Here is a 16,224-nt window from a genome sequence, read left to right on the forward strand (position 1 = left end):
CGGCTACCTACTCGCTGCTTTTGGACCGATGCTTTTTGGTTTTCTACATGATGCAGCTAACAACTGGGAATTACCACTTATCGTCTTAATCAGTGCTTCCGCGTTATGCTTGTTTGCTGGGCTTGGTGCATCACGCGATCTGCATATTAAGTACAACTGTTGATAATAACGTCACACATAAATATTCTATCTCTAATTTAGATTACTGCAATAAACTATTTTAAATTCAAAAATAAGACATAGAGTAATAAGATATTCTTATATCACTCCATGTCTTATCTATTTATACATAATTAATTTTCAAACAAACCTTATTGTTTAATCCCACATTAAATTCCTTTGATATAAGCGACTTACTAATCGCTAATCCCTTGCGCCTTCAATTCGTCTTAACTTCTCAGTGTCCCTAGCTGGAGATGAACCGAATAAACGGGAATACTCTCGATTAAATTGTGAGGGACTCTGATATCCAACTTGGTATGCAGCACTAGCTACTGAATATCCCTCAAATGCCATAAGGTTTCTAGCCTCCAAAAGCCTTAATTGCTTTTGAAATTGAATCGGGCTTAAACCCGTTGCCCGTTTGAATTGACGGTGAAAGGTATTTATAGCCATACCATATTTTAATGCAATCTCACCGATGTCAATTGGCTTTGTATAGTTATCGCGAAGCCATTTTACAACCTGAGAAATCTTAGAAAAATTACTTTCTCTCAAGCCAAGTTGCCTCAGATACCACCCTTGCGGTCCCATAAGAACTCGATAAAGTATTTCGCGTTCATAAGCCGGTGCAAGCGCTGGAATATCTCTTGGAGTTTTTGTTAACCTCAATAATCGCAGCCATGCCTCCATAAGCTCGATGTCTATTTCGCAAGCTGCAAAGTGCTCAGAAGCAGTTGGTATTAGATCTTCAGGAATATCCCTTAACAAACTCTGAAGAACATTCTGGTTTAACTCAAGACCTAGTGACATGTAAGGACGCCCATCACAGTCTGGATGTACACTCGCCGTTGCAGGAACATGTATCGGTAACACGTAATATGAAGGTCCTTTCATTGTAGTACTATGTTCACCAATTAAAAGAATCTTTGTTCCTTGAATCGTAAAACCAACCATCGGCTTGTAGAGTGCTGCGAGCTGATGTGTTGGAACGTCTCCCTTAATCATGCTTAACCCAGGTACTTCGGTTTCTATTGGTCGGGTGCCTGCTCTTTTCATTAAATCTATAATTTCATCTAAAACTTTATTCATACACGTATTCTATCACATGACTTCGTGCTTTTCAACATAATTCCTAACGCCAGGGCATTTTTAGGCTCTTTGAAAGATAAAAATATAGAGTAATTCAAATGATTTTCATCACTAGTGATACTTTTAGGCAATAAAATGGTACCATTAGATCTAGTTTATTTCAGCAGAAACGAATAAAATAGAATCAAAATTAAGCAACAAAACAAGGAGGATTTTATTATGAAAATTGCAATTGTAACAGGTGGAAGTAATGGCATTGGAAAAGCAACTGCGCTTGAGCTTGGCAAACGCGGAATTAGTGTCATTCTCACATACAATTCCTATAAAGATAGAGCAGAAGACATTGTTAAGGAAATTAAAAAGAATAAGGGAATTCAGGCTGTAGCGCTGAAGCTGGATCTGACTCAAAGATCAACATTCGAAGGTTTCGTTCAGGAAGTGAAGATGAATCTCAAAGAAATTTGGAATAGAACGACTTTTGATTACTTAGTAAACAATGGCGGTGTAGGGGGCCCAATGATGTTCTCGGAGATGAGCGAAGAATATTTTGACAAAATTCTTAATACGAACTTCAAAGGCCCCGTTTTCTTAACGCAACACCTTATGCAATTCATGGAAGATGCTGGAGCCATTGTAAATACCTCGAGCTCATCCAAGAATCAATCATTTCCTGGTTATTCAGTCTACGGTTCGTTAAAAGCAGCGTTGTCATCTTGGACTCGCTATATCGCCAAAGAACTTGCGCCGCGCAAAATTCGTGTCAATGCGGTTTCTCCTGGTCCTACTCACAGCAATTTTGGCGATGGAGCCTTCGATAAACATCCTGAATTCATTAAGCCGCTAGCTGAGCAATCTGTATTCGGCCGAATAGGCCAACCTGAAGATCTTGCCAAGGTCATTGCGAACTTACTATCCGATGATTTCGGATGGGTCACAGCCCAAGATATCGAAGTGTCTGGCGGACACTTGCTTTAGGAAGGATGATACACAAGCAACCGTGTCATGTACTATAAAAAACATATACCCTATAAAGGCAATTTCTAAGTAAGTATATAAAAGTATTTAATTATGATCTAATTTTAGTATATAAAGTCCAACAGAAGACGTCGAATTAGCAGAATTGTATAATCTAGAAGAAAAATAATATATAAAACAAATGTAATGGAAAGTTATGATAATCAACTTAGGAAAGTCACTAAAAATAACCAGGTTTTCCCTAATGATAAGTCATTAGGGAAAATACTATATGTTGTAATCATTCATATAATTAAGAAATGGAGACATAAAATTAAAGGCTGAGCTCAAATTTTAGCTCAACTCTCAATCTTCTTCGAAGGTCGACTGAACGAAGATTTATAACAACTAAACATTGTAAATGTTCTAATCCTAAATGGATTGTTGTTGATTTTGAATAAAGTTTGATGTAGGTTTTGAATAAAGTTTGATCAAAGTATTCTTAAAAAATGGCTTAAAATCATAAAAGTAATTTTATATTTTTTTAACAAAGTTTGCTCAAAACTTATCATAAACTTATTGAGCTGATAGAAATTTTTATAATAAAGTTTTATCAAAACCATTAAATCTTTATGCAACAACTCTATTTATAAATGTTTTGTTATTAATTTTATAGCAAATTTTGATCAAACTTTTTTACACATCTACAATTATAGTATGTTAAAATTAATATACAGAATATAGAAAATATATCCAACAAAATACGTTTATTGAAATATTATAACAAATATATTATGCAAGGAGATTATGGAATGAACTTTAAATGTGATAATAAAGAACTTAAAGCAATTGCTTCTGTTTACAAGTACGCAATAAATAAAACTGACGAATCCGAGAATAATAGGCAAAATATTCTAAAGGAGATAAACCTAAATTATAATAACTTTAATTTTTCCAATTTGATAGAATATAGAGAAAAGCTTTGTAACTTTGCTTTTAGCATTATAGAGAGTTTTGAAAAGGAATCGATTCTTTTCTTTGCTGAATTTTTAAGAGAACAATATTGTAATAATGAGTTTCCTAAGAGAATGTTAGATCATTATATGTCGATAACCGAGGCAGGAATATATATACAGAAAATTGCATTGCAAAAGAATTGTTCTTTTCGAAAAACGGCTAGTTTTAATAGATCTCGTTTATGTCTTCTGTTAGAAACTTTGTTTATGTATGAATTATTAGATATGAAAATTAAATTCTCAATTAATAATTCATATGTCTGCAATTTTGAATCTTTGTTTCTCCCTCTTGCTGAAGATGAGATTGATTCATATTTCGAAAAATATGATCTCTATTTTAGGGTTGAAAAACCAGAAGAGAGGATGGTATATAATCCACAACTAAGAGAATATCTTCTGAAAAAAAAGTTAACTCCAGCAGCAATATATCTGGATGCTGACCACGTATTAAAAGAAGTGCTAGGCTTTACATATTCTGATATAGACACAGTAGTCAACAATATAGAAAAGCAAATACATAAATTTAATATATCGAAAAAATGCCTTACCGGTCAGCATCATGTCAGAATAAAAAAAGAAGAATTAGTAAATTTGTTTACTGGTCTTGTAAATAAAGATAGTATGGAGTCAATGTTAAGTCATCTATCATTAAATATGTGCATAGAAAAGAATATAGATTCTTCTAATAGAATGTTGGAACTTAGATGTATAGTGGAAGATGGTGATGTATTATCATTTGGATTATGTACTATCAAAGAGTGCTTATTGATATTAAAAGCAATAAGTCTTCCAGGACATTTTCCAAATGAAATTGGAATCACTAAGGATAAAAATGCATTATTCGGTGAATTCCAGAACAAATTATCTCAGTATTTTTCATATATGGTAGGCGATTTGTTTCAACAGAATGGATTTCATGTTCCATTAAAAGAAAGCGGATTAATTAAAGTTGAGTTGAATACAATTCAATTATCGAATAAAAAGTTAATATTTAAAGATATTGATGTTTTAGCATTAGATGTGGTTAATAAGAAATTGTATAATTGTGAATTAAAATATTATAAGGTTAAAATTGATTACCAATCAATGTTAACTGATGCGTTAGAAAACAAAAAATACGAAAATTTTCTCAAAAGACAGAGGATACTAGAAGATAATAAAGAACAGATTCTAGAAGAGATTTTTGGAATAACTAATCTCGAAGGATATTGTGTTTGTCCGATTGTAATAACAAGTAGAGTAAATAATAACACTAAACAAGTGCCTGAATATAGTTTTGAGGAATTGAAAAGAAAAGTTCTTAATAAGGAAGTTTTGTAAATAATGCTTCTTATTAAAGAAATTTAAAAAATTACATAACGGTACTTTTAATATTTAGCCAAGAATAACCTTAGAGTTGGTTTAGAATTAAGTTTGATCAAATATTTTATATAATAGTTTATAATTTATAGTTTCTTATGCAATATTTTTGTCTTTTAAAATTTAGGTGAAAAGGCTACAATATTACTACTAAAAAACTTACATTTGAAAGGAGATAAATTATGAATTTTGAAATTCCCCTTATTACTCCAGTCTCTCTTAAATACTACAACAAAGCTCAAGTAGAAGAGAAAGAAACTTACTACAGAGCTCTAGATATTCGTTTATGTCTAGAAAAGATTTGTACTGATTTACTAATTCAATTTATTCCTGAAACTAAAAAAGAAAAATGGCTAAAATTATCTTTACACAATAAATTAATAGACACAAAATCATTTATGGACAATAATATAATTACAAAAATCATAAACACTAAACTCGTAGGAAATAATGGAGTCCATAATGGTGAAGAATCCAATATTAAATCTATTGATATAGAGAATTCTATACTATCAATACACGAATTTTCTCTTGAAATTTTTGTAGCCTATTTCAAAAAATTCGGTTTCTTTAAGCCAGATAGTTCATGGGTTCCTGTTATATTCAGTATTCTTCCTCCAATTTATCGTGTTAAGATATTAAAAAAATATTTTGACTACGATAAATCTCCTTTAATAATTGACAAGCTTTCAATGGCTTTAATAAAAAATAATATGATAACCGAATCTTATGACTTTATTAAATATTGTCTAGAAAATAATTATATAGATAAATATACATACTATAATTTTATTGAAAAATTAAATTTGTTAGAACATAGTCTTGATAAATTAGCAGTTTCCAAAAGCTTAACTGAATCAAAAGAAAGATTTAACATGCTAATCGATTCTATTCCCGAGAATGAGCGCGATTCCTTTTCAATTCTTCTATCTCTAATACTTAATGGCGAAACAAACCAAATTAATATTGAGTTCTAATTTATATGAAAATTTCATTTCAATTTTTTTGATAAACATAAATAATAGCTGCCATACAACAATTATCGGCAACTATTATTTACTAGAATCTAATCACAATATTTTTGTGTTCTTTAAATTTATCACAACATGTAGTTTGGGAATAAGTTTTATTAAAATTCAATATGCTGTAGGTTTATAACAAAGTTTAACCAAAGTACCCTTTTAAAATGGCTTAAAATCATAAAAACAACTTTATATTTTTTTAACGAAGTTTGATCAAAACATATCTTAAACATATGGAACTGATAAAAATTTCTATAATAAAGTTTAACTCAAACTATTTAATTTTTTATCCCCATATTTCTTCCAACTTTATATTAGGTACTTTTATAAAACTGCCATTGGAATTTTAAGTTGTTCATACTTGCTTTTAGCAAAATTATAGTTTAGTATACTACCTTCACTAGTAACTTCTTTAATATCAATATTTTTGCAGTGATAGTTTCCATTCCTCCAATATATTCCTTAGAATCGTCATAATGTTTAGAACTTTTATTTGAGATCACTTTATGTATTTCCTCAACATGTGCTGGACTATAGTAATATTCACATTTACCTTTTGCTTACCTTATGAAATCATATAATTTTAAGTTTTCTATCATCTCAATATAAATATTTAAGTCTAGATAAATTTTTCTGAATTCACCTAAAAGTTTATTTTAAAATTCCAAAGCATATTAAACCTTAGATATTAAGATATAATCAACATTGCTGATTTTCACTCCATGATTAACTCATTTAAACTCTTTCCTAAAAAGTGTTCTTTATTTTTTAGAAATATTTCATCAACTCCAGATCTTGACCAAAATGCAAAGTACTTACTTAGTATTTCTTGCAAATACTGCTTTTGCATCCTATAAGGTCTTGTATATTTTTTCAAACATTCTACATTTGATTTATCATTTAAATCAATTATTTTTTCCTCGTAAAATCGCCATTCAATCTTTTCTAAAACATTATTCAATGGTAATATACTTAAATGATTTCCTTCACCTTTGTTATAATCAGTTATCTTAATTCCTTCAATAAACTTAACCTTATAATTAACTTTTTTAGGTCTAAAAACATCACAAGGAGGAGTGATACACATCAAACAAGATTGTCCATTTTCATGGATTAATATATCACCACTGTTAAATAAATTTAATGTTTCTCTTTCAAATTCATCTTTATTACTTGATGATTTAATTAACTGTTCCAACCTGCTTTTTAAGTCGCAATTTGTATAAGATACCAACTTCATTAATTTAAATAAAGTTGATATATGCGATTCTATACGTTCTGGGTCTTCAAATATTCCAGCCAAAACAAAGGCCTCGAAATATTTTGCTATAAAAGTTTTAGACTCTGGTTTTAAAGCTATTTCAGTTTTAATAATCCCTAATGTATTAGAAAATTCATCATTTCTTTTATTTTTATCATCAAGATATAAATTTGAATTAATAAATACATCAAGAAGTCTTATAAAGTGTTCTTTCTTAAATTTTTCATTTATATTTTCTAATTCTATTTTATGTTTTTCATATATTCTTTTTCCTTTAATCCAATTTTTAAAATTGGTCTTAATGTTATCAAAATCTGCATTCTTTAATTCTTCAATCTTAAATTTGTAATTATCTATTATACCCTCCATTATGCAATTATCTATGATAATGTTGTCATTTAGGTGACTCAATACTAAATTTCTTAGCTTTTCTTCATAATCTAGTTCATCTATACCAGTATTTTTTAATTGGATCATCAGCAATAATTCAAATGGATCCATAAATTCATTTAAAACTTTACCAGTCTGTAATCTAATTTGTTGTGCTATATTAAAAAAGCTTACAAATAAATATCCATATTTCTTTACCAATGTTTCGCTAAAGTCATTTATTATAGCTTTTAATTTTTTACCTGTATTTTTCCCTGAAATCATAATATAAGTAGTATTTACTCTCACAATTCTTTTTTCATCATCTATTGTGTTATAACAGTTTTCAAATTTTGATTCAATAGCTCCACGAACATTATCTAAATCATCTCTATTTGTATATATTATTACAAATCGGAGAGTACTGTCTTTATTAATTTCTTCCAAAATCTCTAAAGTTTTCTCAGCTCTCCCATGTTCTAATTCCCAATCTAAAATAATAAGACTAGATTTTTCAATAAAATTTATTAACCTTTCTATATTATTCTCATCCTTAGGTATATATATATATGGGAAAACATTTAAATCTGTTTTTTTAAAATCTTCAAGCATTTTTCCTATATTATTATATACTTTTTTTATATCAGTTTCATTTTCAACATTGCTGAATTTATCTTCATTTCCTACTTCATAACTAGCTGCACTTTGCTCCGAACCCCCATTAATTTCATCTTCTTCATATGATGTTGGATCAAAGTCATCTTCTTCTTTATCGATTTCGCTCTCTTTCTCACTATCTAATTCATCATGCTCTTCTCTAATATCAAAATAATCATCTATATATATTATACTTTCAAAATATTTTGCTAAGATTTGTTCTGCGTTTTCCATATGCTTTTGTTTTACCATTAATCATCTCTCCCCTCCAAATGTTATTTTAAAGCAAGCACCAGCTAACTTCTTTTCATTGGCTTCCAATATTATATTTATATTATGACCTTCCATTTCCAAAACCTTTTTTGTTATAGTCAATCCTAATCCTCTACCTAATCCATATGGCTTTTGTGAATAAAACTTATCAAATATGCGATTTCCCACCCTTGGATTAATACCTGGGCCAGTATCCTCAATATATAAAGATCTTTCTTCCTCATTATATCGCCAGAGAATTATTCTTTCTTTGCTTGATAGAGTCCAATAAATCGCATTATCTAATAAATTAGAAAAGACAGGATATATTTTAGATGGTGAAATTGTAACTCTTGCTTCCGGATTTATTTCATATCTAATATCAATTCCCGAATTTTGTATTTTAAGTCTAAAAAATTCAACTGTCTGCTCAATCATATCTAATATTTTTATTTCTTTCTTTTTAATGTTATAACTACGATACATAGGTGATAATTGACTGTGACGATTACCTATAGCTCTAAACCCTACTTCAATTTGATTTAAATAATAATTTCCCGCTTGATTTAATTTAGTTTTCTTTAAATCTCTTATTGCATTTGTAACATTGGTAAAATATTGATTGAATTCATGATCAACGATTTCAGCAGCTAATCCTACATTAGCCAAATCCGCCATTATTTCATTTTCCTTTTCTAATTCAGCATTCTTTTTAGTTAATGCATCAACTAAATGTTGAACATCATATTCATTATTTATAAACTCTCCAAAGCCTCTAAGCTTAGGTGAAATATTCATCTCTATGCTCATTATTTCATCTTTTAATTTAATTTGCTTGTTTCGAAGTTTATCACTTATTTCTCGTATAACTATCGATATATCATTGATCTTATTTTTAATATCTTCTGGTCTTATCTTATCTAAATTGTTAATATTATATTTTTCTCTCTCTAAATATCCAATAAAATCTTTTTCAATTTGAAAAACTTTATTTCTTAAATTTATCTCAATCTCATTCACAGACTTTGCTTCGTTATGAATAATTTCAATTAATTGTTTATAGGATACTAAATTTTCTTCAATTTCATTGCTAAGTTCACCAACAATATTAACCATTTCTTTATTTAAGCTATTACATTGTTTAAATAAAGCTTCTTTATAATTTTCTATGCTATCACCAGAAATATTTATAATACTTTTCCGCCATTCGTTTAACTTATTTTGATAAATAACATTTAATTCTTCTTTTCTATCTTTTAATATTTCTAATCTTTCATCAAGATTTTTTAATAGTTTACTATTAAGCACTGATGCTTCAAATACCATCTCTTCTGGTAATGAGCTTTTAAATTTCTCTGAAATCTTAATTATTAAATCCTTCTTATTTTTTGCTACATCTTTCTCTATCGAGTTTATAATTATATCTAATTGATTATAATATAATGATATTTCATCATATGTTATCTTTTGTTCGAAAACCTGCATTAACTTATCATAGTTTTCTAATTTCTCCTCAATGGATTTATTAATACTTTTAAATTTCTTTTCATTTGTTTCCAATGCAATTTTTATTTTATTCTTTTCATTATTTAATAAATTCTTTTGTTCCTTTATTGCCTTTTCCTCTTCAAACTTTTTATCAAACAAAGCTCTATTGTAATCTACATATGATGTTCTAATACCAGTTCCATTCAAGTAATTTACAGCTATTTTTATCAGTAAAGTTTTAAGAATTGTAATAAAATAGTGGTATTGTTCATTCTCTATAAAACCTTCCCTACTTGATTTATCTTCTAAAGCTGGGTTGTCATTATAAGTAATATCTATTCGCCCAAATAATCTTCTATGAGAAAATATATAATCTCCTGCTCTAAGCAATCTTCGTTTCTCTAATTCTAAGAAATCATTTTCTGGTTCACCATATGGTAATATTCTAACCCCATCTCGATATATCATAACTCCACCATAAGTGTTTAATTTTTGCGTTTGCTTTAACCACACACTTTCTTCCAATGCAGTATTTTTTTTAGTTCCTTCTATGTGACAAAACTTTATTTTAAATCGTCCACAATCACTTTGTCTCCTCATATCATATGGAATTGTGTCTGCAATATCTATACCACTTTCTAGTTCCTCGTTACATTTTTGAATGCTATTTTTGTCTCCATTAATAACGTCAATACTTCCATAAAATTTTCCATTTAAAACTTCACCATCTATTTTAACATCATAAATTTCATAATCTTCATCGGAGAATCCCGCTTCTATGGCCAATTCAGTATCATTGTAAAATAGGCTCACCTCAAATTTGTCTTTTTGAGTATGATTTAATGGATATAAGAAAGTTTGTAATCTTGAATTATTGGTAGCAGCCAACGAATCTCCATCTTTATCTTTTTTATCTTGCATAGGGTTTAATATTCTATTCCAATCTTCCCTAAGGTTGGAAATTAACATCAATGTTCCTTTACCCTTTTTTTCTATATTATTTAACTGATTTAAAATCTTTTTATACGGGATAGATAATTCATTTAATTGAAATTCTATTCGTCCCCTTAATTCTAGTAAATCATTCTTTACCTGTTTCTCCTCAATTGAACCATTTTCATTCTTAATTATATCAAACCATGAATCCTTATTTATATTGTTAAATACTAGTAATCTCATTTCCTCAATGATTTTGCTTAAATCATCAAATATATGGAACTCTTTACTGAAATACGTTCCAACATCAACATCTTCAATAAATGAATAAGGGTTTTCAAATACATTCCAATCTATAAAAACAACACTCCATTTTCTATCTTTCTCTGATTTAGAAAATAACAATAGTTGTTCTCCTAAACACGCAGAAGCAAGTCTACCTATTCCTTTCTCTCCCATTAACATTCTGCCATTTGGTGTTCTTCGTTCTTCATTTCTTCCTCTTTTTTTTGAATTTGTTCCAATTACTAGCCATTTATCTATAATATCTTCCCCTGTCATCCCAAAACCAGAGTCCACTAAAATTAAATATGGAATCTCAAACTCAGTATTGAATATAGCTTTTGCATATTCGGCATCAGCATCATATGAATTTTTCAAAAGTTCTGCTAATGCTGTTGTTCCATCTCTAATCTGTTTTCTTCCTAATAACTCTATTGCTCTAGACTTAGTTTTAAAAATCATATGAACACCCCTATACTTTTAAATAAACTATAACTTACAAATCATCACTTTATTCCACACTACTGGTGCTACTTAAAATTATGCTTACCATGTATTCACGTAGAAAAAATTATAATTTATATTATATTTAAAACTTTACCCAATTGAACAAAATACTTGCCACTTGCAGCAGCCATATCGACTGGTACAGCATTTCCTATCTGTTGAGCAATTTCTTGTAGATTACCTTCAAAAATAAAATTATCGTCAAATGTCTGCAATGTAGCTGCTTCCCTTGCAGAGATAGCTCTATCTTGCTCTGGATGCCCAAATCTACCTTTACTATACGACAAGCATCCTCCAGTTAGTGTAGGCGCTGGTTTATCCCAATCCATAATTCCATACACATCCCCATATCCAACTTTCTTCTTACCATCTTTACTATTATGACAAGCTAGTTGCAATTCTTTAGGTAAAGAACTTCTACTTCCACCATACTTTCGTATCAATCTGATACGCTCAAGATTTATTTCTTTGAGATTAGTTGCCGCATGATTAGGGATCATTTCATGGCTTTCTCCGCATTTAATTTTAGGATAATGTGATATTGCATCTCTTACAGTTTTCCATTTTTTTGATTTTCTTTCATTTAACTCTTCTGGCTTGCAGTGTGTCTTCTCTGGAAACTCTATATCAATGTTTTTGGCAATCATTTTCTTGTAAACGTCTTTTCTAACTCCATGCAAAACTAATCTTTTTCTTGTTTGAGGCACACCATAATTAACAGCATTTAGAACCTCTACTCTAACTTCATATCCAATTTCATTAAACATTTTTAATAGCTTGTCAAAAATGTTTTTTTCATTTTTAAGTCCTGGTACATTTTCCATTAATATGAACACAGGTCTTATTTCATTAATTATTCTGAAATATTCAAAGACTAGTAAATTTCTTTCATCATCTTCACCTTTTTTATTTTTCTGTTGTGAAGAGAATCCTTGACATGGTGGACATCCAGCAAGTAAAAACAATCTGTTTTTACGGACTCCAATTTTTTTTAATATCTCTTTACCTTTTACATTCCTAATATCTTTCCTTATTACTTTGTTTTCACCAAAATTTCTTTCATAAGTATTTGCTGCTATTCCCCATAATTCAACTGCTGCGCTTACTTCAATCCCTGCTTTTTCTAATCCACATGAAACTCCACCCGCTCCTGAAAATAAATCTACAGCAACTTTATCCACTTTTTTCATATATTTCCTCCGTGCGATAAAATTATTATAACATACCGTATTTCTAATACAATATAATTTTAATATTATAAGAAAATTATAGCAAATTTTCTGTATTTTGTACAGAAAATTGTTGCAATAAATCCTTCTATATTATATAATTCATCTATATCGAGGTGAATTATATGGAAGCAAGAAACAGAATTAGAATTAACCAAAATATAGATATCATTTTATTAGATGAATTACGTTATATTTCACAATCACTAGATTTTCCACAAAGTCGTATACTTGAATTTGGAATGAAATATACTTTAAAAAAACAATTAATTCCATCAAAAAAAACTGCTATAAGATCTTCCATAAATTTGACTATAAACAAAAATTTATGGGATGATTTTAAAATTTATTCTAAACAAAATAACATTAAGCTTGTTCATTTATTGGAAGAATCCCTTAGATATTCAATGAAAAAATTCAAAAAAGATTTAAAAGATACATACAACTAATATTTCTATAAGTTGCATCTACAATAATTGAACACTTTATATTTTATGTAATTTTCATTATAATTTATTATTTCAATATATAAGTGATTTCCAAACCCAATTCTCTGCTCAAAATAAATAATATCTTATTTTATACAACTCATAATGTTATCTAAATAATTCCTACTATGCTTTTTTCTATCTATTGTAATACTTTCTTTTTCTATACCATAAAAAATTTCATTACTCCATTTTCCACTTTGACGAACTAACCCATTTAATAGTTCTTTGTACACCCATTCAAGCCTTTTTTGTGAAGTTAACACTAATGTAGATAATAATCTACACTCTCTTTGAACTTCTATAATTGAAAGAACATTTCCATTCATTTTTAATATCTCTACTATTAAGCACTTTCGCCTATCCATTCCATTATCTAAATATGAAAATTTTCTTCCCAAAGGCAACATTACAATTCTTATATCAACCCTTTCAATCCAATCTACTTTTTCTAACTCTTTTAATCTATATATAAAGTCATTAAATTCTTTTGGTATTAGTATTTCATCTAATGCTGATACTTCAATGCCATTTGCTTTTTTCATTCCGCCTTCTGAAGATAAAGTTCTTGAATTTTCATCATATATAAGATATTTTTTAGTATCATCATCTTCAGTTACTCTTAACTTTCCATTATTCTCTTTTTCTTTTTTTACGATTGGAACTTTAATATATTCGTGTATTATTAATTCATTATTTATTCTTTCATCATAATCTTTCGCTCCATCCACATCACTATCAATTATTCTATCTTCATCCTTATTGTTCTGATAAGTATAAGTTCTTAATTTTGCTTCATTAGTCTTTTCACGTTGTTCAAAACTAGGATGATATATATTTAATTCATCTATATTAATTTTTTTCTGATTAACTCTCGATATCTCCACTATGGTAAATCCATGCTTATTTTTCTTTACCCTCGCAGTTATACTAAATCTAGGTATATTAAAATCAAAAAATAATTTTCCCTTACTAAACATATTGTATCCAATATCGTTGCACATTTTTAAGACTTCCTCATTACTTATCATCCAAGCTAAATGATTATAATATTCATTTTTTAAATATGATATCTTATATTGATTAGTAAAATGTATCTGAAGTTTTCTATCATCAAGCTTATATGTAAAATAATCTTCCCATGCATCATTATATAAAATAGTATTTAACATAAACGTATTTGGTGCAAAAATAGCTCTTACTATTTCAATTATTGGGATTGTATACAGAACATTTCGTTTCCAAAAGCTAAAAGTTTTTGATTGACTCTTATAAGCACTTTTTAATATTGACCATTCGTTTTCATTATATCTAGGAATAATACCACTTAAATTTATATTTATAGTTTCCATTTCTCCTTCATTATCCAATAGTTCACCAGACCTTAAATCTCCATCAGTATAATATTTATCAATAGACAAAAAATATAAATTAGCCCAATCTTGAATTATCCTTTTTGTATTTTCTCCATCGTTAAAATATGTATCAAGCATCCATTTATTATTTCGCTTGAAAGGTTCTCCTATCCATATTAACTTTGCTTTTTTGCCTTTCTCAAAAGGCCAATTATCTAATTTAAGTTTTTTTCTTTCCCCCATAATCTGTTTTCACCTGTTTCTCTTCTAAATATTTCTGTAATTCATATCTTATGTTTTTAAAATGTTCAGTTCTAATTCCAGCCATTCTTTGTATTTGCCACATTTTTATATTTTTAATATCAAACTCTACTTGCTTATCAATTACCGCCTTTGCTCTTCTTATTTCAAAGGCTTCCGTGCTTTCGCAAACTTCAGCAAAGAAACTTTTTGTTAAAGGCAATTGTTCTAATCTCTTTTCTATGTTAACTAAAATTCCTAAAGACTTAGCTAAACTTCCTCTAGTGATTTTAATAACAGGATCTTCATCAATTAATTTTTCATATTTTTCTTTTAATAATTTTAAATAATAATTATCTCTTTCATTCCAATTTATTCTCCGATTATCAATGCTTGCTTTAACCTTAATAGGTAAATTATTGAAAAGCCATTCTTTATCGTACCTATAAAGATATACATACTCTTTATTACATTTATTACGTATATCAGTTCTTGTAAGAGCTTTATTATTTATAGTCTTCAAAATTACAGCTTTATAAGCTTTTAATTTATTAGCATTCGCATTTTCAATGGCATAGACTTTATCTCTTTTTTTAATTTCATCTATCTTACAAGCATCTATATTCTTGAAAAAATCATTAATATTCTCACATAAGAAATTAATAAATAATAGATGTCTTAAAGGATGTGATGCTCTTTTTGACTTCCTTGATAATACCTTCAGCCAATTATATTCATTATGATAATCTATTTCTGAAGCTAGCTGCTTTAAAAAAGCTTTTCCATAATAGCTTATAAATGCTTCATATAATTTTCTCTGATTTACAGTATTATTGCCTTTAAGGAAGCCTTTTTTATATAGTAAATATCTATATTGGTTAAATACTTTTGCTTTACAAGTCGCATTTAAATCTTTATCTAATAAATAGTAGGAAGATTTTGCGAGCCTTATATGCTTATCATAGTCTGTAATTTCTGTTTCTTCAGCTTCAAAATTCAAATATTGTTCTTCAAATCTTATATATTCAAGCTTACTTACGTCTGTTCTCTTTAAGGAATATTGTTTTAGTAAAGTACCATGATGAGGGCAGAGTAGTATTCCTTCTAATTGATGTTCTCTATGAATATAGGCTTCCCCATATTCCTTAATATCCTTGGCTACACATATAGGACAATAAAAAATGCCTGCTTTTTTGCATATACCACCTGCTATAATTCCAAGCTTTGTATATATTGAAGAACTACCTTTATATTTTATTGCTTCGAGTATTTCTTTTTTTGCTTTTTCATCTATAAAAAGTGAATAGTAAGGTAAAATCGTATGCTTGGCTATTAAGCTTTCTGAATCATATCTTTTGCCCAAAGTCTTCGATAAATATTCAAAGTTACCGCCTATCTCCAGTGTTGGTATCATAGTTCTCTTTCCAAAACATTCTTCAATGGTATCCCTAAAATCCACATTGCCTGAATAATAATGATACCTAGCTATAGTTGAATATATAAGTTCATCCTTGTAGGGATCAGTAAAAAAATCTAACAATATTTTTCGCTCCTTTAC

The 16,224-nt window shown here is 28.7% G+C and carries 11 protein-coding genes and 1 pseudogene; 6 read left to right on the forward strand and 6 right to left on the reverse strand.

Annotated elements, in window-relative coordinates; all coding sequences use genetic code 11:
- A pseudogene (locus CLOBL_RS28505) lies at nt 1-163 on the forward strand (MFS transporter); the annotation flags it as partial.
- 200 nt (nt 164-363) lie between these two features.
- Here the strand turns inward: CLOBL_RS28505 and CLOBL_RS08845 are convergent.
- A complete protein-coding gene (locus tag CLOBL_RS08845; protein WP_077858682.1) occupies nt 364-1,251 on the reverse strand; it encodes an AraC family transcriptional regulator in 888 nt (295 codons plus the stop codon).
- A 219-nt stretch (nt 1,252-1,470) separates the two neighbouring features.
- Here CLOBL_RS08845 and CLOBL_RS08850 point away from each other — a divergent pair, with 219 nt between their 5' ends.
- The 4 genes from CLOBL_RS08850 to CLOBL_RS08860 all read left to right on the forward strand — a co-directional run bounded on the left by CLOBL_RS08850 (nt 1,471) and on the right by CLOBL_RS08860 (nt 5,557).
- Nucleotides 1,471-2,226 (forward strand): SDR family oxidoreductase, encoded by a 756-nt coding sequence (locus tag CLOBL_RS08850; RefSeq protein ID WP_077858683.1) that lies wholly within the window; start codon nt 1,471-1,473, stop codon nt 2,224-2,226.
- Between the two features lie 186 nt (nt 2,227-2,412).
- Entirely contained in the window at nt 2,413-2,550 is a 138-nt protein-coding gene (locus tag CLOBL_RS27480) for a hypothetical protein (protein WP_143323853.1), read from the forward strand.
- Between the two features lie 467 nt (nt 2,551-3,017).
- Complete coding sequence (locus CLOBL_RS08855; RefSeq protein ID WP_077858684.1) at nt 3,018-4,541, forward strand: hypothetical protein; 1,524 nt, start codon at nt 3,018-3,020, stop codon at nt 4,539-4,541.
- 221 nt (nt 4,542-4,762) lie between these two features.
- The gene (locus tag CLOBL_RS08860; protein WP_077858685.1) at nt 4,763-5,557 is read left to right on the forward strand and encodes a hypothetical protein; all 795 of its coding nucleotides are present in this window, start codon (nt 4,763-4,765) and stop codon (nt 5,555-5,557) included.
- A 760-nt stretch (nt 5,558-6,317) separates the two neighbouring features.
- Here the strand turns inward: CLOBL_RS08860 and CLOBL_RS08865 are convergent.
- The 3 genes from CLOBL_RS08865 to CLOBL_RS08875 form a co-directional block, all read right to left on the reverse strand.
- A complete protein-coding gene (locus tag CLOBL_RS08865; RefSeq protein ID WP_077858686.1) occupies nt 6,318-8,141 on the reverse strand; it encodes a response regulator receiver domain in 1,824 nt (607 codons plus the stop codon).
- Nucleotides 8,142-8,144: 3 nt separating this feature from the next.
- Nucleotides 8,145-11,309, reverse strand: coding sequence for an ATP-binding protein (locus tag CLOBL_RS08870; protein ID WP_077858687.1), 3,165 nt, complete (start codon nt 11,307-11,309; stop codon nt 8,145-8,147).
- 116 nt (nt 11,310-11,425) lie between these two features.
- Nucleotides 11,426-12,544 (reverse strand): DNA cytosine methyltransferase, encoded by a 1,119-nt coding sequence (locus CLOBL_RS08875; protein ID WP_077858688.1) that lies wholly within the window; start codon nt 12,542-12,544, stop codon nt 11,426-11,428.
- A 164-nt stretch (nt 12,545-12,708) separates the two neighbouring features.
- Between CLOBL_RS08875 and CLOBL_RS08880 the strand changes: the two genes are divergently transcribed.
- On the forward strand, nt 12,709-13,032 hold the full coding sequence (locus CLOBL_RS08880; protein WP_077858689.1) for a hypothetical protein: 324 nt from the start codon (nt 12,709-12,711) through the stop codon (nt 13,030-13,032).
- A gap of 125 nt (nt 13,033-13,157) precedes the next feature.
- Here the strand turns inward: CLOBL_RS08880 and CLOBL_RS08885 are convergent, their stop codons facing one another.
- Together CLOBL_RS08885 and CLOBL_RS08890 are read right to left on the reverse strand one after the other, a co-directional pair.
- Nucleotides 13,158-14,669 carry a Tn7-like element transposition protein TnsE gene (locus tag CLOBL_RS08885; RefSeq protein ID WP_077858690.1) on the reverse strand — a complete coding sequence of 504 codons (1,512 nt, stop codon included), beginning with the start codon at nt 14,667-14,669 and terminating at the stop codon, nt 13,158-13,160.
- On the reverse strand, nt 14,647-16,206 hold the full coding sequence (locus tag CLOBL_RS08890; RefSeq protein WP_077858691.1) for a TnsD family Tn7-like transposition protein: 1,560 nt from the start codon (nt 16,204-16,206) through the stop codon (nt 14,647-14,649). The genes CLOBL_RS08885 and CLOBL_RS08890 overlap by 23 nt, the downstream gene beginning before the upstream one ends.
- Between the last annotated feature and the right edge of the window lie 18 nt (nt 16,207-16,224).

The sequence above is a fragment of the Clostridium sp. BL-8 genome (assembly GCF_002006495.1).
Lineage (GTDB): Bacteria > Bacillota > Clostridia > Clostridiales > Clostridiaceae > Clostridium.

What these genes read in the sequence shown, in the direction of transcription:
- CLOBL_RS08845 (WP_077858682.1), bottom strand. Translation starts at nt 1,251, where the DNA reads ATGAATAAAGTTTTAGATGAAATTATAGATTTAATGAAAAGAGCAGGC.
- CLOBL_RS08850 (WP_077858683.1), top strand. Translation starts at nt 1,471, where the DNA reads ATGAAAATTGCAATTGTAACAGGTGGAAGTAATGGCATTGGAAAAGCA.
- CLOBL_RS27480 (WP_143323853.1), top strand. Translation starts at nt 2,413, where the DNA reads ATGGAAAGTTATGATAATCAACTTAGGAAAGTCACTAAAAATAACCAG.
- CLOBL_RS08855 (WP_077858684.1), top strand. Translation starts at nt 3,018, where the DNA reads ATGAACTTTAAATGTGATAATAAAGAACTTAAAGCAATTGCTTCTGTT.
- CLOBL_RS08860 (WP_077858685.1), top strand. Translation starts at nt 4,763, where the DNA reads ATGAATTTTGAAATTCCCCTTATTACTCCAGTCTCTCTTAAATACTAC.
- CLOBL_RS08865 (WP_077858686.1), bottom strand. Translation starts at nt 8,141, where the DNA reads ATGGTAAAACAAAAGCATATGGAAAACGCAGAACAAATCTTAGCAAAA.
- CLOBL_RS08870 (WP_077858687.1), bottom strand. Translation starts at nt 11,309, where the DNA reads ATGATTTTTAAAACTAAGTCTAGAGCAATAGAGTTATTAGGAAGAAAA.
- CLOBL_RS08875 (WP_077858688.1), bottom strand. Translation starts at nt 12,544, where the DNA reads ATGAAAAAAGTGGATAAAGTTGCTGTAGATTTATTTTCAGGAGCGGGT.
- CLOBL_RS08880 (WP_077858689.1), top strand. Translation starts at nt 12,709, where the DNA reads ATGGAAGCAAGAAACAGAATTAGAATTAACCAAAATATAGATATCATT.
- CLOBL_RS08885 (WP_077858690.1), bottom strand. Translation starts at nt 14,669, where the DNA reads ATGGGGGAAAGAAAAAAACTTAAATTAGATAATTGGCCTTTTGAGAAA.